This window comes from Gluconobacter sp. OJA, from assembly GCF_039638325.1.
GTDB classification, from domain to species: domain Bacteria; phylum Pseudomonadota; class Alphaproteobacteria; order Acetobacterales; family Acetobacteraceae; genus Gluconobacter; species Gluconobacter cerinus.
Genome location: NZ_JBDIWI010000001.1, coordinates 1,806,022 through 1,832,649, shown reverse-complemented (window position 1 = coordinate 1,832,649; position 26,628 = coordinate 1,806,022). Strand labels below are relative to the sequence as shown.

Sequence of the window (26,628 nt, the reverse complement as noted above, 5' to 3'; positions counted from 1 at the left end):
ATTAATCCCCTCTCCATAATCATCCTTCAAAACAATCAGTGATGCGTTGCCAGCCAGTCGTGGATCTGTTCCTGAGTGGCTTTAATAGCATCCTGACGGGCATTGATCGTATTGACCGCTTTTGCTGTCGCGATTTTTGCACCTGTTGTTTTCGTGGACCACGGATCGTTCTGAAGTGCTTCAAGAACCTGTGGGTTATTGGAGTGTGCGGCGATTGAGGCGAGGAAGTCATCCTGTGACCACGGAGCCAGATGCGTGCGAATATCTGCCTCATGCTCCTTCACCAGCTGCCACACCAGATCAGGATTTTCGCTCGACGCTGCAATGACGGCCAGTGAGCGTGCAATCCGTCCGTTCGGAATGGCTCCGCTATAGGCGAGGGCCACGTTCTTGCGGATCAGATCCGGGTTGGTTGCGCTGGCAAGAGCGGCGAAGTAGCGCAGTTTGAGTTCTGTCGCCTGGGTGGTACGAACTTTCTCAGCCATGAAGTCATATGTCTGGCCATCCGCCGTCTTCATGGCAATGGTCGTAACAGCACCGACAAGATCGGGGCGGAGAGAGGCTGGGTTTTCCTTCCAGAGTGCAAAGCGACGCTTGGCTTCCGCAATAACCTGCGGATCGTTGAATGTCCCGAGTGCGCTGATCACTGATGGGCGCAGCATCGTGTCGAGAATGTTCTCGTGCGGTTTTTCGTCCCAGCCCAGACGCGCCAGAACCGGTGCCAGACGGCTGCGAGCATATGTTTGGAAGTCATCACGATCGGCATTGCCGATTTCGTACTGATCAATCGTTTCAAGGCGGCTGATGATCTCTTCCAGAACCGCAATGTCGCTTTCATGCGCTGCAGTCAGGCTATCGACCAGATCCAGATAAGACCCAAGTTTGGCCTGCCCTGAGCGGAAAAGGGCATACTGGTCCCCAAGCAGGTTGGCGCGATCAACGGGAGCAAATTTGCTGAGGGATGTTGCAAGGGCGCCGAGTGCGTTCTTGTCATAAGAAACACGATAATAGCCGCTCTCGCCAAGATTGAGTTTGAAGGCCGTATCGCAGCGGGGCGCTGTGATAGTGACGGGTTCAGTGCCGAGAACAAGGGTTTTTGTCGGAAGTCCTGGTCCACCAGCCACAACCGGAACGCTCCATGTCAGAGGCTGAGCCTGTGGGTCATGGATTGTGAAGCGGCTCTGGGTCAGTGTGTAGGTGGCCTGATCATTCTGACAGAACGATGTGACATTAACCTGCGGGATACCCGGCTGCTCCGTAAAGCTGCGCGCCACCTTGGCAACGTCTTCGCCGGAGGTGGAAGAAAGGGCATTCCACAGATCCTGACTGGTAGCATTGCCGAACGCGTGTGCTTTCATGTAGGCCCGCATGCCATCACGGAATTTGTCTTCACCCAGCCAGCCTTCCAGCATCCGGATGACCAGCTCGCCTTTGCCATAGCTGATGCTGTCAAACGCTGAATTTGCTTCACTGACGTTGTGAATGGTCTGCTGGATCGGATGGGTGGTTGAAAGGGCATCAATGCCCATCGTTTCTTCGCGGGTCTCGTGCTGACGTGGCCAGATGTCCCACTGTGGGTTCAGCTTGTCCGTGACCTTGATTTCCATCCAGGACGCAAAGCCCTCGTTGAGCCAGATGTTGTTCCACCAGCCCATCGTCACAAGATCGCCAGACCACTGATGCGCCATCTCATGCGCAACGACTTCGTGAATCAGCTCGCGTGTTTTGGGTGTGCTGTTTTTTGGGTCAAACAGAAGCACATTGTCGATGTATGTGAGAGCGCCCCAGTTCTCCATCGCACCGGCCTGATAATTTCCTGGAATGGCCAGCATATCCATCTTCGGGAGAGGATATTTTACCCCGAAATAGCTGTTGTAATACGGCAGTATGCGCTGGGCTGATTCAAGAGCATATCGACCCTGTTCCTCCAGGTCGGCCGGGGCATAAACACTCAGGGGCGTGCCATCAGCCTCTCCATGAACGGCTCCCATGTCACCGGCAACAAGTGCCAGCAGGTAGCTGGACATGCGAGGTGTTGGGGCAAAGGAAACGCGCTTGGTCTTTGTGTCCTGCTGAGTGGTGCCGATAATGGGCATATTGCTGACAGCAATATCATCGAAAGGCAACGTCACATTCAGCTGGAAGCTGGCCTTGAATGCGGGTTCATCCCATCCGGGGAACATGCGGCGGGCATCAGCAACTTCGAACTGCGTCACCAGCATGCGGCGTGCCTGACCGGTGGCTGACGTATAATCGTTGATGTAGAGGCCATTTGGCGTCTTGAGGATTGGGCCCGTGTAATTGATGGATAGAGTGTGGGGGCCCTTGGGAACAGGCTGTGAGAAATGCAGCGTGGCAGTTTCTGCAGCGTCATCCTGTGTGATGGTCGCATGCTGCGTCCCATCCAGAGCGGCACCAGACAGCTTTAGTCCTGCCTGATTGAGAACAATGTCCTGCGTATCTGTTAGGACCGTGACGTCGATGGTTTCCTGGCCCTTGAGGGTCAGATGTTCCGGGTCTGTTTCGAGATCGATGGCATAGGAGGCCGGAACAACGGTTTTGGGAAGTTGTCCTGGTGTCTGCTGGAAGGAAAACGTTCCTTCGGCATGCGCCACCATGGCAAAGGGAAGACCGGCAAGAAGGGTGCTGAAAGCCAGAAGGCGGCGCATAACGATGCGTATCCTTAATCAGTCAGAATATTGAAGAAACAGCGTAACGCTTTGTTTCAATGGTGGCGCAAGGGTCGCACACTCGGTCCTGACATGAAAGTGGGAGGCAGGTTTGATGCGTCTGTCTCTTTAAAACCAAGACCTCCCACCGCAGCCTGTATGATCACGATGGGAGTGTGTCTTGTGTTGGGGCGTGAATACTAAACGGTCGCCATAAGAGCTGCATTTCCGCCAGCAGCCGTCGTATTGGTGCTGCAGGCCCGCTCCTGAACCAGCCATTCCAGTGGGTAACGTCTGTCTGCGTCTGGTGTGTGCAGGCAGACTACCGGTCCGTCTTTACGTTCCAGTGCGGCCAAGACCTGCTTGCGGTCTGTTGCATCGCCATTGCACAGCGCCATATCCACCTGAACGTCTGTTGATAGTGGGAGGATAGAGTCTCCTAGGGCCGCAGGCGGTGGGGGCAGACGGCGCCAGATTTCCGCAGGGATCGCACAGGCGTTTCCAGTAGAGAGGGCATCGGTGATTTGCTGACACAGATCCTCAAGTGTAGGCCCTGCACACAGCACGGTACCTCGTGCTGTCAAAGTGTAAACGTTGTCTTCTCCGACAGGGCCGGGGAGAGAAAGGGTTGTTCCCAAAGGCGTGCCGGCAGGCACAACGGCTCTGAAGTCTGGTGCTATGGCCCTTAACCACTGCCCGGCAAAATTCAGGACAACTGGCAGATCGTGGTGCGCCAGAGCACCCAGTTCAGGGCGTCGGGACAGAAGGCGACGCAGGTAAAGCGGCCCACCTGCCTTCGGGCCGGTTCCGGAAAGGCCATGCCCCCCAAACGGCTGAGACCCGACGACGGCACCCACAAGGTTACGGTTGACGTAGATATTTCCCGCATCTGAGATGGCTTTAAGGTCTTCAATCGTACTGTCGATGCGTGAATGGACGCCGAAGGTCAGGGCATATCCGGTGTTGTTGATGGCTTCCATCAACTGCGCGCGCTCTTCGCGGCGATATCTGACGACGTGCAGAACCGGCCCAAATACCTCGCGGCGCAGAGCTGACAAACTGTCGATTTCAATCAGGGTCGGCGGCACAAAGGTCCCGTTTGCGCACTCTTCAGAAATTGCAGACTGATGGATCGAAAAACCACGAGCGCGCATGTCTTCAATATGGCTGAGAATTCCGCTCTGAGCCTCTTCTGTGATGACTGGCCCGACATCTGTCTGCGGAAGAGCTGGATTTCCCGTACGCAGTTCTGCCATCGCCCCTTTGAGCATCGTCAGAACACGATCCGCGCTATCGTTTTGCAGGCACAGTACCCGGAGTGCGCTGCATCGCTGCCCAGCACTGTCAAAGGCGGAAGACAGCACATCCCCGACGACCTGTTCGGACAGAGCCGAGCTGTCCACAACAAGTGCATTCTGGCCGCCCGTTTCGGCAATCAGAGGAAGAGGTGTGCCATCTGCATTCAGGCGTCCGGCAAGCTGCTTTTGGATCAGCCTTGCGACTTCCGTCGAACCCGTGAACAGAACGCCAGTTATGCGGGGATCGGCGACGAGCGCCGCTCCGATTTCGCCGCCACCTGGTACAAGTTGTAAGGCTTCTGCTGGCACTCCGGCATTATGAAGAATGCGGATAGCTTCTTGCGCAATGAGAGGCGTTTCTTCCGCAGGTTTGGCGAGAACGCTGTTCCCGGCTGCCAGGGAAGCAGAAACCTGCCCCAGAAAAATGGCGAGAGGGAAGTTCCAGGGGCTAATGCAGACGACCGGACCCAGTGGCGCAGCATTTTTAGCAGTAAAGTCGCGGCGGATCTGGGCAGCATAATAGCGTAGAAAATCTACAGCCTCGCGGATTTCAGACACCGCATTGGGAAGGGTCTTTCCTGCTTCCCGGATAATCAGTCCCATCAGTCTGGGCATGTCGTCTTCGAGGCTCTGAGCGGCCTTCTCCAGACATGTAGCGCGTTCGGAGACTGGTGTGTTCTTCCAGACATCAAAACCCGTTACGGCTTTGCTGATGACAGCCCCTACGCTTTCGACAGCCGTGGGTTTGATACACCCAATGACATCTGACTTGTCGGCAGGATTAACAACATCCTCGCCCGCTGTTTCACCAAATGAGGCCTCCTTATGCAGGGCAACGCCAAGTGTTTTCAGAGTGTTTTCGTCTGCAAGATCCAGCCCATGCGAGTTTTCACGCTCAGGCTGGAAAAGGTCGCTCGGCTGGCGCAGTGTGCTGGGGAGGGCTTTGGCGGAGAGCGTGACGGGGTCGGTAATCAGCTCTTCCACCGAAACTGCGGGATCCTGAATTCGGTTCACAAAGGACGAATTCGCGCCATTTTCCAGTAGGCGGCGTACGAGATAGGCCAAGAGCGTTTCATGCGTGCCCACAGGAGCATAGACACGGACAGGTCGATTCAGCTTTTCCGGACCAACAACTTCTTTGTACAGCGTTTCTCCCATGCCGTGCAGGCATTGAAATTCATAGGACTCAGTCGTGAAAGCCGGGCCTGCCAAGGCGTGAATGCTGGCCAGTGTCTGCGCGTTATGCGTAGCAAACTGTGGGAAAATGGCGTCTGGAGCAGCCAGAAGCTTCTTGGCGCAGGCAATGTAGGAAATGTCGGTATGGATCTTCTGCGTAAAGAGCGGAAAATCCTCCATCCCATCGACCTGGGCACGCTTGATTTCACTGTCCCAATAGGCACCCTTAACCAATCGGACCATCAGGCGGTGATTTGTGCGACGGGCCAGATCAATCACCCAGTCGAGTACGAACGGCGCACGCTTCTGATAAGCTTGGACTACGAAGCCAATGCCCTTCCAGTCTTTCAGGGCTGGATCGAAACAAAGCGTTTCCAGCAGGTCCAGAGAGAGCTCCAGCCGGTCTGTCTCTTCAGCATCGATGTTGAAGCCAATGTCATAGTGACAGGCAAGGCGCGCAAGTGCTGTCAGGCGAGGGCCCAACTCGGCGAGAACCCGTTCCCTCTGGAGGCGGCTATAGCGCGGATGAAGGGCAGACAGCTTGACTGAAATACCCGGGCCTTGATAGGCGCCAGCGCCTGCTGATGCCTGGCCAATGGCGTGAATAGCTGTTTCATAATCACGGTAATACCGATCAGCGTCCGCCATGGTCGTGGCAGCTTCTCCCAGCATGTCGTAGGAGTAACGGAACCCCTTTGCGACGAGGGGCTTGCTGTTTTCGAGCGCGTTCGCGATGGTTTGGCCGGTTACAAACTGCTCACCCATCATGCGCATTGCCATATCGACGCCCTTGCGGATCACAGGCTCACCGCACCGTCCGATCAGGCGTTTGAGGCTTCCCGGCAGCGCTTTCGTTTCTTCCGTCGACAGGACCTTGCCTGAGACGACCAGTCCCCAGGTTGCTGCGTTTACGAACAGGGAAGACTTGCGACTGATATGCTCATGCCACTGACCGTTCCCGATCTTGTCGCGAATGAGGGCGTCACGCGTGGGAAGGTCAGGGATACGAAGCAGGGCCTCCGCCAAGCACATCAGGGCGACACCCTCCTGAGAGGAGAGATCGTATTCCTGCACCAGATCCTGAACGATGCCGCTACTGCGGCCTTGACGAAGAGCTTCGACCAAACGCCTTGCTGTCTGACGGGCGAGGGCAGCCTGATCGTCCTCAAGGCGGGCCTCACGCGAAAGCGCCGTCACACGCGGGGCTTCCGCTACACGGGTGTGGTCGGTGATGGCCTGACGTAACGGAGACCGCGGCGGAACGATGGCTGCAAGGGACGCGAAAGGTGAGGTCATGAGGATACCGCTGTTCTGATGGTCTCTCACAGATATTGAAACGTTTGCGAAACAGGTGCTGGTATTTTAAGGGAGACGACGAATTAAATTCGGTTTATCGAATTTATGGAAAATTATATTTAGCAGGTGGCGCGAAGTGGATGACATAGATCGCAGAATTCTGAGGTTTCTTCAGAAGGATGGCCGCATCACGAACATTGATCTGTCACGGCAGATTCATCTGAGCCCGGCCGCTACGCTGGAGCGCGTCAAAAAGCTGGAGCAAAGTGGGGTAATCCGCGGCTATATGGCCCGTCTGGATCCTGAAACCGTCAATCTTGGGCTACTTGTTTTCATTCAGGTCACGCTGGATCGGACCAGTCCGGATATTTTCGAGGCATTTTCTAAAGCACTCAAAACCATTCCTCAGGTCAGTGAGTGTTATATGGTTGCAGGCGGGTTCGACTATCTGGTGAAGGCGCGGGTCAAGGATATGACCGCATATCGCAATTTTCTGGGGAAAACCCTGACCCGGCTCCCGGGAGTACGCCAGACGCACACTTACACCGTCATGGAAGAGGTCAAGGCCGATCCTGAATTGCCGATCTGACGGCTATCATTTTCCCAAGCGGACAGGATGACGGTATGAGGAACGTTACCTTACCCGTGTTCTAACAATGGAGACGCTCCGCCAGATGATGACGCGCCTTTTCCCGGTCTGGGCCATTCTGGTCTCGCTGGCAGCCATCGTGCTTCCCGCGCCGTTCTTGAAACTGTTGCCGGTCATCACACCGCTGCTCGCGTTCATCATGTTTACGATGGGTGTGTCTCTGACAGTGCAGGATTTTTCCCGCATAGCCCGGCGCCCTTATCCTGTTCTGGCAGGTGTAGGATTGCATTATCTCGTCATGCCTTTGGCAGCATGGGGTATTGCGCACATGCTCGGTATGCCTCCCGGTCTGGCGACAGGCATGGTTCTTGTGGGCTGTGTCTCTAGCGGCACAGCCTCCAATGTGATGATTTTTCTCTCCAAAGGGGACGTCGCGCTGTCCGTCAGTATTAGTGCGCTGTCTACTTTGGTAGGAATTTTTGCAACACCATTACTGACACGGCTGTATGTGTCTGCGGGTGTCTCTGTTGATAGCTGGGGGCTGTTCCGAAGCATCATTACCATGGTTGCGTTACCGGTTTTTGCCGGTGTGATCGTCAACACGCTGTGGCATCGGACCATCCAGCGGATTGAGAGCGCCTTGCCACCCGTGGCCATGGTGTCCATTTTGCTGATCATTGGTTGCGTGGTCGCTGGCGCCGGTCCTTCTCTGGCTCAAGCTGGCCCCCTCCTGATCCTCGGTGTCATCCTGCATAACGCTATTGGCTTGTTGGGCGGATACTGGGGCGGCAGACTTCTGGGCTTCGATGAGTCTGTCTGCCGAACGCTTGCTCTTGAAGTCGGGATGCAGAACTCGGCGCTCGCCGCAACTCTGGGCCGTCTTTACTTCTCACCCCTTGCAGCGCTGCCAGGAGCAGTTTTCTCCGTCTGGCACAATGTGTCCGGCTCCGTTCTGGCCGCATACTGGGCTGCGCGGCCTCTCAGTAAGGGCACGTCACGGATCAAGGCGCCTTGAGATAATCCTGTATTCGCGGAACCATGAAATCAAGAAAGGCCCGCACTCGCGGTGGGCTCTGATGTCCTGCAGGGAAGAGGGCATGAATGTCTTCTTCGTCCTGTATCGTGGCATCATTCAGAACTTCAACCAAACGGCCAGTCTTCAGGTCTTCACGGACATGATATTCGCCAAGCCGTGCCAAGCCGACGCCTTGCAGGGCCATACGCCTTACCGTTTCACCATTATTCGCCAGAAGGGGACCGTGTACGCGGCGGTCAATCAGCCGCCCTTTTTCCTGAAACGGCCAGACAGGGGTTGTGCGCTGGAAGTTAAACCCAAGGCATTGATGGCTGTCTAAATCCGCAACGGTCTGAGGCGTTCCGTGGCGTTCAAGATAGGTGGGTGAGGCTACAATCCTGCGTGGCACCGCCCCCAGGTGACGGACTGTAAGGCCTGAATCCTGCAGTCGGCCGACACGGAAAGCCACGTCTGTCCGGTCAAGGTAAAGGTCTGTTACGTCGTCAGAAAGTGAGAGATCAATCAGAATATCCGGATAGGCATCCCAAAACGCAGGGAGGAATGGCTCCAGTCCAAGGGTGCCGAATGCAACGGACGCATTGACCCGGACTGTCCCTTTGGGCTGCATGGTTCCCGTTGTGAGGCTACGTTCAATATCATCGAGATCCGCTATCAGGCTGACAGCACGCGTATAATAGGTCTGTCCTTCCTGCGTTACGGAAAGGCGGCGGGTCGAGCGTTCGATCAGGCGGACACCCAGACGGGCTTCAATTCTGGCGATGAGCTTGCTGACGGTTGACGGCGTCATGACCAACAGCCGGGCGGCCTCCGAGAAACTGCCGCTTTCGACTACCCGTAGAAAAACCTGCATTTCGCCAACGCGATTGTCCATCTCGATCTCATCTGTGAACGGGTTGCAGGGACTTTGTTCAAAGCGCGCAAATTTTAAGGCGCGCATGATGCCAAGCGTGGATTGTCACCTGCTTGAACAAGGCCGCTGGAAATGTTCTTCGCTACGAAACGGATTAAGAAATTTCCACAATATATCGTTTAAAAGCAAAATTCAGGCGGCTTTTTCTCCGAGCCGCCTGAACCTGAAGTTTAGTGAGCCGAACGAACGTCGTTGCTCTTTTCACGAATAGCCCGGAACTCGGAGCCACCTTTCCACGTCGGCCAATCATGCGAGAAGGCCGCATTATATCCGACCTGACGGACAACATCGACGTCCTGCGCCGCACCTCGGACGTCCCAGTCAGGGCTCCAGGCATCGCAAGCCTGATGATAGCAGGCCATATACGCCGTCAGCCATTTGCTGCCTGCGGCTGTTCCACCCTGAAGAAGATCGAACGGGCCAGCCATATCCATAACCGCGAGAACGGGCACGCCAGCCCGAGCGAAGGGCAGATGGTCCGCACGGTAGAAGGCTCCGCGCTCCGGCATAGCTTCCGGCTGGGTTGTACGGCCCTGCTTAAGGGCTGCGGCTGCGAAGTCGTCCTGCAGAGTGTCCTGTCCAGCGCCGATAATGAAGGCATTATGAGCCGGGCCTGCCATCTGAAGCACATCCATCGTCAGGTTGGCCGCAGTCTTGTCCAGCGGTGCCAGCGGATGGGCGACATACCAGCTCGATCCCAGAAGGCCACGCTCTTCACCGGTCCAGGAAGCAAAACTGACAGTCCGTTTTGGCTTTGGCCCGTTTTTGAAAGCCCGTGCGATTTCCAGAACGGCTGCAATACCCGAACCATCGTCAATCGCTCCGCGCCGAATAACGGTCTTGCCCGCGCCGTCGGTGCTTTTACCAAACGCATCCCAGTGCGCGCCGAACATCACGGTTTCGTCGGGATAATCCGTGCCCGTGATCTTGCCGATGACGTTCTGGCTCTGGAGGTGATCGACCTTGACTGGCATATCCACTGAAAGCGTCGTGTCATGAATGTTGACCGGATGGAAATCCGGCGAACGCGCCTGACGACGCAGACGGTTCAGATCCAGCCCGGCCCGTGTGAACAATGTTTTGGCTGCATTGCCTTCGATCCAGCCGATCATCGGTACGGACTTCAGGTCCTTATCGTCGTGAAGAATGTCATACTCTTCACCCTGAGGTGCGACGACCGTGCTCCAGGGATAGGACGCGCCCGGAGTATCATGAATGATCAGCGCTCCGGCTGCACCACGACGGGCTGCTTCTTCAAACTTGTACGTCCAGCGCCCGTAATACGTCATGGTCTTGCCGCCAAAGCGGCCAGCAACAGGCTCTTCTGGTCCAGCATCGAAATCAGGATCATTCACCAGGAAGACCGCAATCTTGCCGTGTAGATCAACCTGCTTGAAGTCATTCCAGCGACGTTCCGGCGCCGTCACACCATAGCCCACGAAAACCAGAGGGACGTTCGACAGCTGAAGGCGCTCGATCGGCTGGAGCGTCGACATGACGATATCTGTCAACTGATGAAGCGGCAGAGCAGCCTGACCTCGTGTCTTGATCGTCGCGATTGCTTTCGGATCAGGGCGGGTACGGATCATGGGGACATTTTGCGTCCATCCGCCATTTTCGCCGCCAGGTTCCAGTCCAAGCTTCTGGTACTGATCAATCAGCCACTTGACCGTGACGGCCTCACCTGGAGTGCCAGGGGCACGTCCTTCAAATGAGTCGGAAGCCAGAACCCGCATTGTCTCCGACATCCGAGCCGGGTCGATCGGGCCGGAGGCGCCTGCGTCAGACGCTGCGTGGGCCCCGGAAACGCCGATCGCGACCGGAGCTATGGCAAAAGCGGCAAGAGCGGTAGCCAATTTCAGGCGGTTTCGAAGGGAAGATTTGTGCATCATGTCCTCAGTCTTTGTCATAACGCGTGTCTGACGAGATGAGGCACACCTTACACATCGGATTGCTGATCAGGAAATGGCATAAAATCATCGGACTGGCTGGTTGACGGAAAACGCGTGGCACCCCCATCTACGATTAATGACCACTCTTACCATTCCGGTTCTCCTGTCCCGCCATCCTCCCGTTGAGGGGAGTGAAGGCCTTTGTTATGGGCGACAGGAGATGGAACTCAGAGCGGGGTGGGAGGCTCAGGCCGCTGGCCTGCTGACCCTTGCAAAGGGCGCCGGTTGTTCTGTCATCTACACGTCACCATCGGCCCGGTGTCTGTCTGTCGCGCGAAGGCTCGAGGCGCAGACCGGGTGGCCGCTGCGCTTGGATGACCGGCTACTGGAGCTAAATTTTGGTCAGTGGGAAGGGCTATCCTGGAATGTTGTGCCAAGGGTAGCTCTCGATAGCTGGGCCGAAGATCCTGAAGGGTTTTCTCCGCCCAAAGGTGAAAGTGGGCGAGCGCTACAGGAGCGTGTGCAGTCTTTCTGGGCAGACCTCGTTCATGCTGGAGAGGCCGCATTAGTCATTTCGCACGGCGGCCCACTTCGTCTCCTTGATGGGCTTGCCAAAGGAGAAAGGGCGAACCTGCTAGCACCTTCAATGCCGCAAGGCAGCAGCAGGCTCCACTATGTCAGCGTCTGATCCACTGACGTCGGTCCGGGTTTCTTGTTTCCCAGCCCATGCGCTCCAGTTCTGGTGTGTTGGCATGGGCTGCCGGATATCCGATGCAAAGATACGCGATAAGGTTCCATCCCGGCTCGGCATCGAGAAGGTCTGACACGTGCTCGGGCTCAAGAATGGAGACCCAGCCCAGCCCAACACCAGCCGCCGTTGCGGCCAGCCAGAACGTATGGATAGCCATCACAGTGGACCACGTCGTTGTTTCCGGCATGGTCGCACGTCCGAGACCATGTCCTTGGTCCGGAAATGTTTCGCAGAAGACTGCGACATGATGCGGGGCATCATCTAATCCGGCCAGTTTGAGCGTCGCATAGGAAGCTGCTTGTTCGCCTTCATATCCCTGAAGGGCTTCCCGGTTACAGGTTTCAAAGCTCTTTCGAACGGCTGCTTTTCGCTCTGGGTTTTCAACGAGCACGAAGCGCCAGGGCTCACTCAAACCAACGGAAGGCGCCAGGGTCGATGCATGCAGGAGATCGTCCAGCACCGATGCGGGCAGAGGGTCACGTTGGAAATGTCGCGCATCCCGGCGCCATGTGAAAAGGCGCTCCAGATCCTTTCTGAAATCGTCTGAAAAGGCTGGTGCCGTCATGGTTTATCCGTTACGTGCAAAAGGTTTGTCAGCGGCCGCCGTCAGGACACGGGATGCCAGAGGCCCGAAGAGCAGTCCGATCGTAGCCCACAGAACGATCTGCATCCCCAAGGCTGCCTCGCGGAAACGCCAGAGCACTGTTGCCGGGAAATCTGTTGGAACTTCATTGATATCAGGCATACCGGCTTGTACGGCGGCCACCAGAATGATGAAAACACCAAGAGAGGCTAGCACGCCGTTCCAATGACCCAGGCGCCGGATGAGTGGCCGGCTGACCATATAGGATGCCGCTGCCGCGCAAAGCGACAGAGCGATCATACCGAAATAGGCTCCGGTTCGTAGGCCAATGGTCGATGGAAGTCCAACGGCAGGGGGATTGGGAGCATATTTCAGGTCTGGCACCAGCACGAACACAACAAATGCTGCAGCTGCCAGAAGTGCTGATAAGGCCCGCGGCGAAAAGCGGCCTACGCGACCATATGCAAAAGCAAAAATAGTCGCGAAGATGCCGCCGTAAGCCGCGCCATACATAACGGCAGCGGTGAGAAGCCCGAAAGACGCCTGTATGCTTCGGCTGATAATTTCCGGTTCAGGCGGCTCGCCAGCAGCAAGGTCTTTCGCGCTCTCGAATGCAATCGCAAGATTGACCTGCGGCTCTCCAAAAAAACGCGCAAACACGAACGCAAGCAATGCGGCAGCAATCCCGGCAATCATGCCGCGGCTCAAAAGACGACCTGTCATGAAACTATGCTGCGTTTAGTGGCAGGGGAATCCGAGAAGATGGCGTCCATCATGAACAAATTCATGAACTGCGTGCCCTGAAATCAAAGACGTCGCACCTTGTTCTGCACCAACAAAATAAAGCAGCAGAAGGCTGAGCACGACCGTAAAGGCAGCCCATGGAAGGAGCGTGCGGATTGGCAGCGCAACCGGTGCGGTGATGCTGGCGGGCAGGTGGGACGGGGAAAGGCTCTGGCTCATAATAGGCTCCGCTGGAAAAGCGCGTTCTGCGGTGGAAAATTGGTAAAGGAGGTCTGGCTTCGCAACGTGATTTCACGAGCATTACAGTGGCGCGACCGCACCGGATTTGCACCGGCTTCTCCCTGCTTTCGCTAGCAGGGAGGATGTAACCTTTCGTGCGGGAGTGTCAACTTTTCCATGCTGAGGCCAGCACTGTCAGGAGAACGCACTCAGCGAGACTGGCCGTCGCCCCGAGTACGTCTCCTGTATAGCCGCCGAGCAGTTTCCGGGCTACGGCGCGAACTCCAAGCATCGTGCACAGGGCGGCAAGAATAGTCTGGAGACCCAGTTGTGCGGGAAGGCAAATCACCGTCACGCAAAAGCCAGAAAACAAGGCGCCCAGTAGCTGATCTCGTGTCAGATTGGACAGCTGCTTTGCCAGCCCATTGTCACGAGCAGGCTTTGTGAGGAACGTTAGGAGAGGCAGGATAGAGCGGGAAAGTGCTCCCGTTACAGCCATTGCCGGCAAGATCATTGAAGGAGGCAGCGCTGGTAACGTCGTAACGCGGACGATTAAGCTGATGCCCAAAGCTAACGCCCCATAGCTGCCGATACGACTATCGCGCATGATAGTCAGGCGCTTTTCAGGAGTATGGCCACCACCACAGCCGTCCGCCATATCCGCCAGTCCGTCTTCGTGCAGGCCTCCGGTTAAGAGAATTTGTAGGCCAACGCTCCAGGCTGCTGCTACCAAAGAGGGAACATTCAAGGCACTCAGCAGCAAGAACACTGATGCGCTGAGAATACCGACAAGCGCCCCAACCAGGGGCCAGCACCAGACAGACCGCGCCAGAGACCAGTCCTGTCCGCTGACGCGCAGCCATCCCAAGGGGAGGCGGGTCAGCAGGCCCGCACCACAGGCGATGTCTTCCCGAATGGTGCGCCAAAGCCTCATTGAATGGAAACGTCTGATTGGGAAACGGCAGCCTCTGCGAACGTCGCCATACCGTTGTGGCAGGCTAATGCCGCTCTGAGGATGGGAATGGCAACGGCCGACCCAGATGCCTCTCCGAGGCGCAAGCCCAGGTCCAGTATTGGTTTCAGCCTGAGGGCATCTGCCAGCCTGTGGTGACCAGCCTCAGCGGAACAATGCGAGAGCTTTGTGTGGTCGAGTGCTGAGGCAGTCAGTTTGATCAATGGCAGCACGGCTGCGGTACAGACGAAGCCGTCAAGCAGAACCGGGATACGATGGTGTCTGGCGGCCAGAACACTTCCCAGTATGGCGGCCAGTTCGTAACCACCCAGACAACGTGCGGCATCCAAGGGGTCGTTAAGTGACGCCGCGTGCAGACACAGGGCCTCATCAATAACAGAAGCCTTGAGGTTAACGCCCGCCTGATCGAGACCCGTTCCACGTCCTGCCCAGTCCGCGCCTGTACCCCCCAGAAGTGCTGCGCAAAGTGCGGCGGAGGGGGTTGTGTTGCCAATACCCATTTCGCCTGGGCAAAACAGATCCAGAGCGGGGGATACGGCGGTGTATCCGACCGAGACCGCATCAAGGAATTCGTCTTCGCCCATAGCTGGGGTCGCGGTAAAATCTGCCGTGGCCATTAGATTTCGGACGGGCACAACAGCAAGGTCAGCACCTGCATTTCGGGCAAGCTGATTGATTGCTGCGCCGCCACGCTGGAAATTCGACACCATCTGGGCCGTAACATCCGAAGGCCACGGAGATACCCCCCGGCGGACCACACCATGATTCCCTGCGAAAATCGTTATCTGAACGTGCTCTAGCGTTGGTTTCTGATGGCCCTGCCATTCACCGAGCCAAATGGACAGCTCTTCCAACCGCCCGAGGCTGCCGGGAGGTTTGGTCAGAGTTGCATCTCGCTCCCCTATCAGGGCGGCGACTTTTTGGTCGGGGTCTGGAAGTGACAGGCAGGCATTGCGAAGTTCTGCCATGCTGGCGAAAGGAGGCTGACAGAACGAGGGCATGATGTGCGGTGGCATGACAGGTCTTTTGTGCTGTTATCAGGGACCATGCAAGAAGAAGGCGCAGGAGACATTGTGGCACAGACCATCACGCAAACAGGACTACCGGATGTGTCACTGGTCCTCGGGGGCGCCAGGTCAGGAAAAAGCAGGATCGCTGAGGCAATCATCACTGGTCTTCCGGCCCCTTGGGTTTATCTCGCGACCGGTCGGGCTTTTGATGAAGAAATGCAGGCCAGGATAGATTTGCACCGTACCACCCGTGGGAACAAAGGCTGGCGTACAGTTGAAGAGCCGTTTGATATCGCTGGTGTTTTACAGGTCGAGCAGGGTGCGCCGGTTCTGGTTGATTGCCTCACTTTATGGCTGACAAATCTCATTCTGGAAGACCGTAATATACACGCCGCGACGAAAGATCTTCTCGAGGCGTTGCAAACACGGAAAGGCCGGACCGTTCTTGTGGGCAACGAGGTAGGGCTCGGAATTGTCCCGGACAATGCCCTGGCTCGTCGTTTCCGCGATGAAGCGGGTCTTCTTCATCAGAAGATCGCCGCAGTCGCCGGAGAAGTGCTGTTTGTGGCGGCGGGTTTGTCTTTGAAAATGAAATAAGCCCATTTCCCGGGCTTTGACACGCTTTCATCCCAGAGATAGGAGAGTGTTTGATGGTTCCTCTGAGAAGAGGATGAAAAGGGAAGCTGGTGCGGCCTTAGAAGTAGGTCAAACCCGGCACTGCCCCCGCAACTGTGGACGGTTTTCTGTCCTGCCAGTCTTTCTTTCAGGAAAGGCAGCCACTGGATTTCGATCTGGGAAGGCCCGGTGGGAGAGGAGGTGCCAATGGCGCCTCAGCCGTGAGTCAGGAGACCTGCCATCTGAGCCAAGTGTCATGATCCGGCGGGGTGCCCGGACTGTGAGGGCGCGCCATCATGTGCGTGTCACTTTCGCGATTGCGAAGGCCTTTCATCGCGCCTTTTGTTATGCTGTTGTGGCTGCAAGAGAGACGAAACCATGGCAGATCCACTGCCTTATCCTGAAACGGGCCAATCATCCGTTTCGCCAGTTTTCCACGTCTGTGTGACGTGTCGTCGCGGTCTACCGGTTGGGAATGATCCTGTTCAGGGGCGACAGCTCTACGATGCCTTGCTTGGCCAGGCTGCTGAAGGTGATTTCAGCGTCCAGCCCGTTGAATGTATGGCAGCCTGTAGCCGAGGCTGTATTGCCACGCTTTCCATGCCGGAAAAATGGACTTTTGTTCTAGGTGAACTTGGTCCGGAAAAGCTGTCTGACCTGCTAGCTTACCTTCAGCTTTACCGAGCATCGAAAACCGGAACAGTGATGCCGTCAAAGCGACCTGCATCGCTTTCTGATATGGTTATCGCCCGTCTTCCATCTTCATTGTCTTCTTCACAGGAACTTTCATGATGTCCCAGACTGTTTCAGGCTCCGGTCGCAAGATTCCGGTTACGATCATCACGGGTTTTCTGGGGGCAGGGAAAACAACCCTTCTGCGAAATCTTCTCGCACAGGCTGATGGGCGCCGTATTGCAATCGTCGTGAACGAGTTCGGTTCACTTGGGATCGACGGTGAAATCCTGCGGTCCTGCGGGATCGAAGGATGCGCTGACGAGGATATCGTCGAACTCACCAACGGATGCCTCTGCTGCACGGTTGCAGACGATTTCATTCCGACCATGGAGGCTCTGATCGATCGTCCTGATCCGCCAGAGCACATCGTGATCGAGACATCTGGCCTTGCGCTGCCCAAGCCCCTTCTCAAGGCATTCAGTTGGCCCGGGATCCGTACCCGCATGACTGTTGATGGTGTGATTACGCTGGTGGATGCACCCGCTGTCGCCGCTGGTCGCTTTGCGGACGATCCGGAAGCTGTTGCCGCACAGCAGGCGGCTGACCCTTCGCTGGATCATGATAACCCGTTGGCTGAAGTCTATGAAGATCAGTTGAATGCGGCGGATCTTATTGTTCTGAACAAGACTGATCTTCTGGACGAAGCCGGGATTGATGCGGTTGAAAAGGGCATTACCGAGGCCGTGCCGCGGAAAGTTATTACGCTGCGGGCAGTACAGGGACGACTGGACCCCGCTGTTCTGCTGGGAATTGGTGCCGGTGCCGAAGACGATCTTCAGGCTCGTCCGTCCAATCATGATGGCGCAGATGACCACGAACATGATGACTTCGAGAGTTTCGTCGTGGTCCTTCCGGAGCAGAAAAGTGCTGAAGCGTTACTCAAACGCCTGAGCGAGGTTGCGGGGCAATTCGATATCCTCCGCATGAAAGGCTTTGCAGCCGTGCAGGGTAAGAAAATGCGATTGGCCGTGCAGGGTGTCGGGACCCGTTTCCGCCATGAATTTGATGTACCTCTTGCAGATACAGGCCGGGACGGGCGCCTTGTGGTAATTGGCCAGACAGGCTTGGATCGCGCAGCCATCGAAGCCGCATTGCTGGCGGACTGACCTGATGCATCTGCTTGTCCGGGAACGACACGGAATAGACGATCAGGACGTGGCCGAGGATCTCGGTCATGCTCCTGCTGACGTCGTGTTTCTGTCCTTCTCGGATAGCGATCTTCTGGCGCTTGAGCGGGCGTACTCCAATCTGAACGAGCAGACCCCGAACGGCGCAGGCTTTTCACTGCGGTTGGTCAATCTTGCTCGCCTCAGACACCCCATGTCGGTCGATTTATACGTTGAGCAGACCATAGCATCGTCCCGATGCGTCATCGCCCGGCTTCTGGGTGGCGTGGATTACTGGCGCTATGGGGCGGAAGAACTCCGGAATTTTTGTAGCAGTAACACTATCCCACTGGCTCTGTTGCCCGGAGATGCCCGTCAGGATGCACGGCTTGAAGAGTGGTCCAGCATCGAAGTAGCAAACCATTCCAGACTCACGGGGTTTCTGAGGGAAGGTGGTCCTGAGAATGCACGTCGCGCCCTTTTGCTCATGGCTCATCTTGCCGGGCATGGAGAAGACGTCTCAGGGCAACCCGCGGCGCTTCCCGCAGCTGGAATTTATCGCCAGACGACTGCGGATTTTCCTCTAAGAGCCACAATCGTTTTCTACCGCGCTCACCTTCTGGCTGCCGATACAGCAGCGATTGATGGTCTTGCCGATGAACTGGAAAAGTGCGGGGTCGCGACAGATGTTCTATATGTCGCATCGCTGAAGAACCCGGATGTTGCCGAGTGGATTCAAAGCCGCCTGATTGAAACTCAGCCAGACATTATTCTGAACGCGACCTTCTTTTCTGCACGCGGAAAAGAGGGGCCATCTCCTCTTGATATTGCTGCTGTTCCCGTTCTTCAGATTTTGCAGCCTGGTGTGACGGCCTCGGCCTGGGCTGAAAGCGGGCGCGGCCTATCGCAGTCCGACCTCGCGATGCAGGTCGTTTTGCCAGAACTTGATGGGCGAATTTCTTCGTCTCCGATCTCCTTCAAATCCGAAACAGTTCCGGGGGATGCGGCAAGGCATATGCCCTTTCAACCGGGTATTGCCGCTGCTGCACAGCAGGCTCTTGCATGGGCGAGGCTTAAAAAAACGCCTACGCGCGCGAAGCGTCTTGCGATTGTCCTTTCTGATTATCCCGGTGCGGATGGACAGACTGCACACGCCGTCGGGTTAGATACTTTTGCCAGCCTTGAATCCATCCTGCAGGCCTTGAAACAGGCAGGGTATGACTGTGGAGTTGCGAAAAGTCCTACCAGCAGGGCGTTGGTGGAGGCTTTGTGTGAAGACCTGCCACAGCCCTGTTTGTCTCTGAACGATTATAACGAACTCTTTGCGCGCTTGCCCGTCCCCTTCCGGGACGCTGTGACCCAGAGTTGGGGATCCTCTGCGGAAGACCCCGCCGTTCAGGACGGTTCATTTTGTCTTAAATTTGTGGCGCTGGGTAACATCGTAGTCGCTGTCCAGCCCGATCGTGGCAGCGCGCAGGACCGTAAAGCCCAGTACCACGACCCTGATACACCTCCACGCCACGCCTATATCGCGTTCCACCTCTGGCTACGTCATGTCTGCCAGACAGATGCCATGGTTCATCTTGGAACGCATGGCACTCTAGAATGGCTGCCTGGCAAAGCTGTGGCGCTTTCCAACCAGTGCGCTCCCGCCGTTCTTCGCGGCGCTTTGCCGGTTCTGTATCCCTTTATCGTCAACAATCCGGGAGAAGCAGCTTCTGCGAAACGTCGTCTCGGCGCAGTCACCATCGGACATATGACACCGCCTGTTATGAAGGCCGGACTTGATCCGGACATGGCAGAGCTGGAACAACTGATCGATGAGTTTGCAGAGGCGGATGGTCTGGATAGGCGTCGAGGCGCCATTCTGAAGCGTGATATTCTGGACCGAGCCACGCGCATGGGGCTTCTGAGCGAAAGTGGTGTCAAAGCGAGGGAAGGCGACGAAGCAGAGGCTCTGGCGCGGCTGGATGCTTATCTCTGTGATGTGAAGGACCTTCAGATCCGTGACGGTCTGCATGTTTTCGGTCAAGTAGCACCACATGCCGAGAAACTGGCCGACATGGTGTCTTCTGTCGCACAGATGCCCCAGCAAATGGTTGCTACTCTGATCGAAGCCAGCGCAGATGCGGAAATGAAGGCACTTCTGGCCGGGCTGGAAGGACGATTCATTAAACCCGGGCCGTCTGGTGCTCCGACACGTGGGCGAGTGGATGTTCTGCCGACCGGCCGCAATCTTTTCACGCTTGATCCGAGAGCTGTTCCCACGGCTTCTGCGGTAGAGCTTGCCCGAGCGCAGGCAAAGCAGATCCTTCTATGTCACTTGCAGAACGAAGGCGAGCCGCTTCAAACCATCGTTATAGATCTATGGGGTTCCTCCACCCTGCGCACGGGGGGAGAGGATCTGGCGCTGGCTCTGATCCTGATGGGAGTTGACCCCACGTGGGATGCGTCGAGCGGTCGGGTATCAGGATTTGAAATTACACCGCTGGCTGTTCTCGATCGTCCGCGTGTCGATGTGACACTTCGAATTTCAGGATTGTTCCGGGACGCTTTTCCGGCACAGATTTCTCTTTTCGATCAGGTGGTTGAAGCTGTTTCCTGTTTGGAGGAAGGCGAGGACTGGAACCCGTTGTCTGCCCGTGTGAGAAATCTGGAGGGTGAGGCCCGAGAAATTGCTGGAGCGCGGATTTTTGGTGCAGCGCCCGGTACGTACGGGACAGGCATTGAAGACGCTCTCACGCGGAGTAACTGGGAAGAACGATCTGATCTTGGCCAGTCCTATCTGGCCGACAATAACTGGATGTATGGTGGCGGTCGTGACGGGACACGTAGCAGCGCAGCATTGGCCCAAAATCTGGCACGGGCAGATGCAATCCTGCATGTGCAGGACCATGCAGAGACGGATATTCTCGAAAGCCCGGATTTTGCTGCTCATGAAGGTGGGCTTGCAGCGGCGGCGGCTCTGCTAGGGGCCGATCCCGTCCTTTGGCATGGCGATACGTCCCATGCGGATGCGCCCCGTCTTCGAAGAGTTGAAGACGAAGTGAAACGCATCGTTCGAGGGCGTCTGGCCAATCCTCGTTGGCTGGCAGGGATGCAGCGGCATGACTATCGGGGAGGCGCCGAAATTGCACGGGGACTGGACGCGCTCTGCGCTTTTGCCTCGACCCTTTCTGTTCGGTTTGACCAACAGTTTGACCTGGTATTTGCCGCAACGCTTGGCGATGACACCTGTGATGCTTTCCTGAAAAGCGCCAACCTCCAGGCACGTCAGGCAATGCGCACGCGGTTCCAGGATATGATCCGTCGAGGCCTCTGGCACCCGCGCCTGAATAGCGTCTCTGCGATGTTGGAAAGTGGGAGCGAATGACAGTTTCCCCCCTTGTTCGCGGCTGGTGTCCGGATATGTTCGCGCCGATGGAAGCGCGAGATGGATTTCTGGTCCGTGTCCGTTCCCCGCTCGGTGGTTTTGAGGGGCCACAAGTGCTGGCTATTGCAGAGCTGGCACGACGTTTCGGAAACGGCGTTGTTGAGCTGACCAATCGTGGCAACGTGCAGTTGCGGGGATTTTCTTCGACGAGTGCAAAACTCGCGTTAGAAGGCGCACTGGCAGAAGGGCTTGTAGATCCTGATCCAGCAAAAGAGCGACGAAGGGTAATTCTGGTCTCGCCCCTTGCTGGCTTGGATCCTGCATGTAATCCGGAGACGTTGGACGTCGCTCAATCGCTTCAGACGGCGCTTCTTGAAGAAAACGCATTGTCGGCGCTGAGCGGCAAGTTCGGTTGGGCCGTTGATGGTGGCGGGTATGTTCCAGAAGGCACGTTATCAGCGGATATTGCCCTTCAGTCCCGCCCGGATGGATGGTCAGTTGTCTGTGGTGCTATGGAAACCGGAGTGCTGGATAACGCTCGGGCTGTCAGAGCAGCCGTGGTGATGTCCCGGGTTTGTTCAGAAAATTCTGACCTTGGCCGGCCTTCGCGAGACACCGATACAGCAGCATTCGTTCTCGCGAAGGCCGGGCTAGAGGGAATTCCGTGCAAACGGCAGGGTACTCGTCCGGTGTCTCTCATAGGGCCATTGCCGGGGAAGGTCATGGGCGTTGGTGTGCCATTCGGCCGATGCCATGCTAAAGACTTTGAGATTCTTGCCGAACTCGCCGGGACATCACGTCTGCGGGTTACACCTTGGCGTAGTGTTCTTCTGCCACAGCAGGACGGAACGTGGCCCGGCTTCATCACCAGTTCGGTAGATCCATTGTTGCGAGTGGAAGCCTGTATTGGCCGTGCCGGATGTGCGAAAGCAACCGCAGATGTTGTCGGGACAGCCTTGGCTCTGGCATCTGATGTGCCGCCCGGCTGTGTGCTGCATGTTTCAGGCTGCATAAAGGGGTGTGCGCATCCCCGTGCGGCAGATATGACGCTCGTTGCCGATGACGGGCATTATGAGGTTGTGCGCAATGGGCGCACAACAGATACGCCATCATGGCACGGCAGGGATATTCCGCAGATACGGGCCTTGTTGCGTCATGAATTGAAGGAGACACAGGTTTGAGCGCCGGACCCTCTTCCTACGACTATATTCGGGATGGCGCGGCCATTTATGCCCGGTCCTTTGCAACGATCCGTGCAGAGGCCGATCTGTCGGGTTTTACGCCTGAACAGTCCAAAATTGCAGTGCGCATTATCCATGCATGCGGAATGGTGGAGGTCGCAGCATCAGTCGCCATGACGTCTGATCTTGTTAGCAAAGCGCGTGCAGCGTTGCAGGCGGGTAAGCCAATCCTGTGTGATTCCGAGATGGTCGCCCATGGTGTTACGCGCGCCCGGTTGCCAGCCAATAATGCCGTTATCTGCACGTTGCGTGATGAACGGACGCCAGACCTGGCCAGACAAATTGGTAATACGCGCTCTGCCGCAGCCCTTGATCTTTGGGGTGATCAGATTGAAGGGGCTGTTGTAGCGATTGGCAACGCCCCGACAGCGCTTTTTCATCTCCTTGAGCTTATTGATGCAGGTGGCCCGCGCCCCGCAGCAATTATCGGGATGCCTGTTGGCTTTGTAGGTGCCGCAGAGTCCAAGGATGCACTGGCTGCTCGGCGTGACCTTGCGCATGTCATCGTACGCGGCCGACTGGGCGGAAGCGCCATGGCTGCTGCTGCCCTGAACGCCCTTGCCAGCGAGGCAGAATGACAGCTGCAACAGTTTACGTCGTCGGCGTAGGGCCGGGTGATCCGGAACTTATGACGCTCAAGGCAGCGCGGGTCATTTCAACAGCTCCCGTCATCGCCTATTTCTGCCGTCATGACAAAATGGGTCATGCGCGGAAAATCGCTGACACGCATATCACGCCGGGCACGAAAGAGCTGCGTTTTGCGTATCCCTTTACGACGGAGCGCCTCGTTAACGATCCATCCTATCATCCTGATATGTCGTCGTTTTACGATGAGTGTGCGAAGCAGATTGCGGTCGAAATAGAAGCTGGCCGGAGCGTGGCTCTTCTTTGTGAGGGTGACCCGTTTCTGTATGGGTCCGCCATGTATGTGTTTGATCGGCTTGAGTCTGTCGGACCCTGCGAAGTCATTCCCGGAATCACCGGAATGAGTGGATGCTGGACGCAGGCGGCACTCCCCATGACGCATGGTGATGATGTCTTGTGCGTCCTGCCTGCCACTATGCCGGAAGATGATCTTGCTCATTGGCTGGAGCAGGCTGATGCAGCCGTTGTGATGAAACTGGGACGCAATCTTCCAAAGCTGCGCACAGCGTTGGAACGTGCAGGTCGATTGCAGGATGCCGTCTATGTGGAGCGGGGGACGCAGGAAGAAGCCCGTGTTCTGCCACTGAATGACATGGATGGTGCGGCTCCTTATTTCTCTCTGGCGTTGTTGCCAGGCCGCCGGGGTGTCCGGTGAGCCGGATCTTCGTCATCGGTCTCGGGCCGGGAAAGCCCAGCCAGAGAACGCCTGAGGCTCAAGAAGCACTTGCTCAGGCAACAGATGTCATAGGATATGGCCCATACGTGGATCGTGTGGATTTGCCAGCGCATATCACTCGCCATCCATCCGATAATCGTGTCGAACTGGATCGCGCTCGCCATGCCCTTGAACTTGCGGAGCAGGGGCGTTGTGTGGCGATCGTGTCAGGCGGGGATGCGGGCGTGTTTGGCATGGCAAGTGCCCTGTTTGAAGCTATCGATCACGAACCGGATCGATGGAGTGGTATGAATGTCACGGTCATTCCCGGTGTTTCCGCCGTTCTGGCGGCCGCAGCCCGTATTGGCGCGCCCCTCGGAGGCGATTTCTGCGTCATGTCCCTGTCAGATAATCTTAAGCCTTGGGAGACGGTCTGCCGGCGCCTGACTTTGGCCGCGCAGGCGGGCTTCGTTATTGCGCTCTACAACCCTCGTTCAAAGGCACGTCCCCGGCAGTTGGGCGAGGCTTTCGAAGTGCTGCGTCAGGAATTGTCTGGAACTGTGCCTGTGGCCTTCGCAAGGGCTATTGGAAGAGCTGATGAAAGGCTGCATCTAACGACTCTGAGCGATGCTGATCCCGAACTGGTGGATATGAGTACACTTGTCCTGATCGGGACTACTCTGACACATCGCATCGAGCGGCCGGATGGGCAAGCATGGCTTTACACGTCCCGGTCTGTACCCGCGTGATAATGGCGCTCCAACCAGTCCAGCGCGTCTTCGACCGTCGTGACACTCTCCGCTGGCGGCAGCGTCGGGCGGTTAATCATGATTACGGGCAATTTCAACGCTCTGGCGGCAATCAGCTTGGCAGCCGTCGCATCAGCGCCAGCATTTTTGGTCACCAGAACCTGCACCGCATGATCTCTCATGAGCGCGATTTCGCTTTCTACCGTGAACGGAGGGCGGGCGAGCAGAAGCGTGACGTTAGACGGCAGGGACAAGGGATCAGGTTGGTCGATACTGCGCAGAACGTAATGATGATGCGGAGCCTTCTGGAACGGCAGCAGGTCCTTGCGGCCCGTCGTCAGAAAGACTGTCTGTGCGGCGGTCCCCAGTGCTTCCACCGCTGCATCAATACTAGGAACGAACGTCCATTGGTCGTCAGGTTGGGCTTCCCAGCTAGGGCGGTCTATCCGCAGCAGAGGAAGGCCCATTCGCTCGCATACCGTCACGGCGTGTCGGCTCATCTGTGCGGCGAACGGATGGGTCGCGTCCACCACCGCATCAATGTTCTCTGCGGCCAAGAACGTTTCCAACCCCGATATGCCGCCAAAACCGCCAATGCGCACAGGGATCCCGGGAAGAACTGGATTTTTCGTTACGCCAGCAAGAGAAAAGACTGGCTCGCAATCCTCTCTTTCCGCGAGATGTTGCGCCAGTTGGTTGGCCTGTGTCGTGCCGCCAAGGATCAGAACGCGCATGGATTTGGTTCCTTTGCCGGAGCAGGCCAATGAAGACCCCATGGCTGAGCGTTATCGGAATTGGCGAGGATGGTGTCGAGGGGCTTTCGTCTCTCGCACGTCAGATCGTTCGTCAGGCCGAGTTTGTGATGGGCGGTGAAAGGCATCTTGAACTGGCTGCGAGTTTGATCTCCGGGCAAGCTGAACCTTGGGGTTCACCGTTTTCGAGTGGAGTGCGTCGTGTTCTTGAACGGCGCGGACAGCCCGTCACCGTCGTCCTCGCATCCGGAGATCCATTCTGCTTTGGTGTGGGAAGCACGTTGGCACGCCATATTCCGCCAGAGGAAATGCTCTGTGTGCCCGCGCCGTCTTCAATATCCTGGGCCTGCGGGCGCCTTGGATGGGCTGAACAGGACGTGCGTGTCGTGTCGCTCTGTGGGCGCCCAATTGAGACATTGGTTCCGCACCTTCATCGGACTATGCGGCTGATTGTTTTGTCAGAAGACGGTAGCACGCCGAGAAAAGTCAGTCAGTTTTTGACTGGGCGACGCTTTGGGTCCTCTCGCATTCATGTCATGGAACGGGTAGGCGGGCTCAATGAACAGTCGCGTGTAATCGTAGCTTCGGACGGGCTCGAAGATGTCGATCCTCTGAACCTTATGGGAATTGAAATCGAGGCGGCTCCAGGGGCGAAGATGATCCCCCTTTCCAGTGGTTTAGAGGACGATCTGTTTGAGCATGACGGGCAGATTACCAAGCGCGAAATTCGCGCTGTCACGCTTTCAACATTAGCCCCGCATCCCGGAGAACTCCTCTGGGACATTGGTGGAGGGGCCGGGTCAGTCGCCATTGAGTGGATGCTTCATCATCCCGCCAATCGAGCCATCGTCATTGAGAAAAATCCACTGCGGGCGGCGAGAATAGCGAGAAATGCCCTGAAACTGGGTGTGCCAGGACTAAAGATTGTGGAAGGCACTGCGCCTGATGCTTTGCCTGAACTTGAAAGACCAGACGTCGTTTTCATAGGCGGAGGGCTGGCACAGGTGGATATTTTCACGCAGGCGAGAGCCGCACTTCCCGTTGGCGGACGTCTTGTTGCCAATGCTGTAACGCTGGAAGGTGAAACGGTTCTATTCGCTCAATATACGCGCTATGGCGGGACGCTAACGCGGATCGGCGTTGAACGGCTTGATGCTGTGGGGGGATTGCATGCTTTCCGGCCCGCCATGCGCGTCACGCAATATGCGACAGTGATTTCTGAGGGCAGGTTATGATCGTCGCGGGTATCGGCTGCCGACCAAAAGTGGACGAACAATCCCTGCTGGACCTCATCATGCAGGTGACGTCTGGCCACAGGTTCGATCGGCTTGCTGCTCCGGAGTTCAGAAAAGCGGAGCCAGCTATTCCAGAGCTGGCAAAACGTTTGAATGTTGAGCTTGTGTGGATTGATACTGAAAGCCTGACGGAGCGTCAGGTAGAGTGCGAGACCCATTCCGCAATTGCTTTTGAAAAGACAGGATTCAGCTCTGTGGCGGAGGCTTGCGCGCTGGCAGGTGCCGGGCCAAAAAGCCGTTTGATCGTTATGCGACAGAGTGGAAAAGACGTGACCTGTGCTCTTGCGCAGTCAGTTGAGACATGAGGAAAGAGAAC

Annotated in this window: 23 protein-coding genes and 2 riboswitches; of the genes, 13 read left to right on the top strand and 10 right to left on the bottom strand. The window is 56.6% G+C overall.

Annotated features, from left to right (window positions below; all coding sequences use genetic code 11):
- Positions 1-35: 35 nt before the first annotated feature.
- Positions 36-2,669 (bottom strand): M1 family metallopeptidase, encoded by a 2,634-nt coding sequence (locus ABDK75_RS08390; protein WP_346005541.1) that lies wholly within the window; start codon positions 2,667-2,669, stop codon positions 36-38.
- Positions 2,670-2,869: 200 nt separating this feature from the next.
- A complete protein-coding gene (putA, locus tag ABDK75_RS08385; RefSeq protein WP_346005540.1) occupies positions 2,870-6,439 on the bottom strand; it encodes a bifunctional proline dehydrogenase/L-glutamate gamma-semialdehyde dehydrogenase PutA in 3,570 nt (1,189 codons plus the stop codon).
- A 136-nt stretch (positions 6,440-6,575) separates the two neighbouring features.
- Here putA and ABDK75_RS08380 point away from each other — a divergent pair, with 136 nt between their 5' ends.
- Together ABDK75_RS08380 and ABDK75_RS08375 are read left to right on the top strand one after the other, a co-directional pair.
- On the top strand, positions 6,576-7,028 hold the full coding sequence (locus ABDK75_RS08380; protein WP_046901941.1) for an Lrp/AsnC ligand binding domain-containing protein: 453 nt from the start codon (positions 6,576-6,578) through the stop codon (positions 7,026-7,028).
- An 85-nt stretch (positions 7,029-7,113) separates the two neighbouring features.
- Positions 7,114-8,043, top strand: a complete 930-nt coding sequence (locus tag ABDK75_RS08375; RefSeq protein ID WP_211509941.1) for a bile acid:sodium symporter family protein — start codon at positions 7,114-7,116, stop codon at positions 8,041-8,043.
- Here the strand turns inward: ABDK75_RS08375 and ABDK75_RS08370 are convergent.
- On the bottom strand, positions 8,030-8,935 hold the full coding sequence (locus ABDK75_RS08370) for a LysR family transcriptional regulator (RefSeq protein WP_346005538.1): 906 nt from the start codon (positions 8,933-8,935) through the stop codon (positions 8,030-8,032). The two genes, ABDK75_RS08375 and ABDK75_RS08370, sit on opposite strands and share 14 nt — an antisense overlap.
- 209 nt (positions 8,936-9,144) lie before the next feature.
- A complete protein-coding gene (locus ABDK75_RS08365; protein ID WP_346005847.1) occupies positions 9,145-10,863 on the bottom strand; it encodes a M20/M25/M40 family metallo-hydrolase in 1,719 nt (572 codons plus the stop codon).
- 139 nt (positions 10,864-11,002) lie between these two features.
- On the opposite strand from ABDK75_RS08365, the gene ABDK75_RS08360 reads away from it, so the two are divergent.
- Positions 11,003-11,554 (top strand): histidine phosphatase family protein, encoded by a 552-nt coding sequence (locus ABDK75_RS08360; protein WP_211515424.1) that lies wholly within the window; start codon positions 11,003-11,005, stop codon positions 11,552-11,554.
- Here the strand turns inward: ABDK75_RS08360 and bluB are convergent.
- From bluB to cobT, 5 genes are all read right to left on the bottom strand, one after another.
- Complete coding sequence (gene bluB / locus ABDK75_RS08355; protein ID WP_339407904.1) at positions 11,544-12,182, bottom strand: 5,6-dimethylbenzimidazole synthase; 639 nt, start codon at positions 12,180-12,182, stop codon at positions 11,544-11,546. The two genes, ABDK75_RS08360 and bluB, sit on opposite strands and share 11 nt — an antisense overlap.
- A gap of 3 nt (positions 12,183-12,185) precedes the next feature.
- On the bottom strand, positions 12,186-12,923 hold the full coding sequence (locus tag ABDK75_RS08350; protein WP_346005536.1) for a CbtA family protein: 738 nt from the start codon (positions 12,921-12,923) through the stop codon (positions 12,186-12,188).
- Positions 12,924-12,938: 15 nt separating this feature from the next.
- Positions 12,939-13,163: a CbtB domain-containing protein gene (locus ABDK75_RS08345; RefSeq protein ID WP_215750240.1), complete on the bottom strand. Its 225-nt coding sequence runs from the start codon at positions 13,161-13,163 to the stop codon at positions 12,939-12,941.
- A gap of 29 nt (positions 13,164-13,192) precedes the next feature.
- A riboswitch (cobalamin riboswitch) is annotated at positions 13,193-13,332 on the bottom strand.
- The gene (cobS, locus tag ABDK75_RS08340) at positions 13,330-14,097 is read right to left on the bottom strand and encodes an adenosylcobinamide-GDP ribazoletransferase (protein WP_339407895.1); all 768 of its coding nucleotides are present in this window, start codon (positions 14,095-14,097) and stop codon (positions 13,330-13,332) included. Its footprint overlaps the riboswitch before it by 3 nt.
- Entirely contained in the window at positions 14,094-15,152 is a 1,059-nt protein-coding gene (cobT, locus tag ABDK75_RS08335; protein WP_346005535.1) for a nicotinate-nucleotide--dimethylbenzimidazole phosphoribosyltransferase, read from the bottom strand. The genes cobS and cobT overlap by 4 nt, the downstream gene beginning before the upstream one ends.
- A 30-nt stretch (positions 15,153-15,182) precedes the next feature.
- Here cobT and cobU point away from each other — a divergent pair, with 30 nt between their 5' ends.
- The 8 genes from cobU to cobJ all read left to right on the top strand — a co-directional run bounded on the left by cobU (position 15,183) and on the right by cobJ (position 24,265).
- Entirely contained in the window at positions 15,183-15,743 is a 561-nt protein-coding gene (cobU, locus tag ABDK75_RS08330; RefSeq protein WP_346005534.1) for a bifunctional adenosylcobinamide kinase/adenosylcobinamide-phosphate guanylyltransferase, read from the top strand.
- 37 nt (positions 15,744-15,780) lie between these two features.
- Positions 15,781-16,019: riboswitch (cobalamin riboswitch) on the top strand.
- Between the two features lie 120 nt (positions 16,020-16,139).
- Positions 16,140-16,553 carry a DUF1636 domain-containing protein gene (locus ABDK75_RS08325; RefSeq protein WP_346005533.1) on the top strand — a complete coding sequence of 138 codons (414 nt, stop codon included), beginning with the start codon at positions 16,140-16,142 and terminating at the stop codon, positions 16,551-16,553.
- Positions 16,550-17,602 carry a cobalamin biosynthesis protein CobW gene (gene cobW / locus ABDK75_RS08320; RefSeq protein ID WP_346005532.1) on the top strand — a complete coding sequence of 351 codons (1,053 nt, stop codon included), beginning with the start codon at positions 16,550-16,552 and terminating at the stop codon, positions 17,600-17,602. Before ABDK75_RS08325 ends, cobW begins: the two co-directional genes overlap by 4 nt.
- A 4-nt stretch (positions 17,603-17,606) precedes the next feature.
- On the top strand, positions 17,607-20,975 hold the full coding sequence (cobN, locus tag ABDK75_RS08315) for a cobaltochelatase subunit CobN (protein ID WP_346005531.1): 3,369 nt from the start codon (positions 17,607-17,609) through the stop codon (positions 20,973-20,975).
- On the top strand, positions 20,972-22,156 hold the full coding sequence (gene cobG, locus ABDK75_RS08310) for a precorrin-3B synthase (RefSeq protein WP_346005530.1): 1,185 nt from the start codon (positions 20,972-20,974) through the stop codon (positions 22,154-22,156). The genes cobN and cobG overlap by 4 nt, the downstream gene beginning before the upstream one ends.
- Positions 22,153-22,794 carry a precorrin-8X methylmutase gene (locus ABDK75_RS08305; RefSeq protein WP_211502986.1) on the top strand — a complete coding sequence of 214 codons (642 nt, stop codon included), beginning with the start codon at positions 22,153-22,155 and terminating at the stop codon, positions 22,792-22,794. The genes cobG and ABDK75_RS08305 overlap by 4 nt, the downstream gene beginning before the upstream one ends.
- Positions 22,791-23,516, top strand: a complete 726-nt coding sequence (locus tag ABDK75_RS08300) for a precorrin-2 C(20)-methyltransferase (RefSeq protein WP_346005529.1) — start codon at positions 22,791-22,793, stop codon at positions 23,514-23,516. Before ABDK75_RS08305 ends, ABDK75_RS08300 begins: the two co-directional genes overlap by 4 nt.
- A complete protein-coding gene (gene cobJ, locus ABDK75_RS08295) occupies positions 23,513-24,265 on the top strand; it encodes a precorrin-3B C(17)-methyltransferase (protein ID WP_346005527.1) in 753 nt (250 codons plus the stop codon). The genes ABDK75_RS08300 and cobJ overlap by 4 nt, the downstream gene beginning before the upstream one ends.
- On the opposite strand, the gene ABDK75_RS08290 is transcribed toward cobJ, so the two are convergent.
- The gene (locus tag ABDK75_RS08290; RefSeq protein WP_346005525.1) at positions 24,238-24,999 is read right to left on the bottom strand and encodes a cobalt-precorrin-6A reductase; all 762 of its coding nucleotides are present in this window, start codon (positions 24,997-24,999) and stop codon (positions 24,238-24,240) included. The two genes, cobJ and ABDK75_RS08290, sit on opposite strands and share 28 nt — an antisense overlap.
- A 29-nt stretch (positions 25,000-25,028) precedes the next feature.
- On the opposite strand from ABDK75_RS08290, the gene cbiE reads away from it, so the two are divergent.
- Positions 25,029-26,252 carry a precorrin-6y C5,15-methyltransferase (decarboxylating) subunit CbiE gene (gene cbiE / locus ABDK75_RS08285; RefSeq protein ID WP_346005524.1) on the top strand — a complete coding sequence of 408 codons (1,224 nt, stop codon included), beginning with the start codon at positions 25,029-25,031 and terminating at the stop codon, positions 26,250-26,252.
- On the top strand, positions 26,249-26,617 hold the full coding sequence (locus tag ABDK75_RS08280; RefSeq protein WP_211511002.1) for a cobalamin biosynthesis protein: 369 nt from the start codon (positions 26,249-26,251) through the stop codon (positions 26,615-26,617). Before cbiE ends, ABDK75_RS08280 begins: the two co-directional genes overlap by 4 nt.
- Positions 26,618-26,628 lie beyond the last annotated feature (11 nt).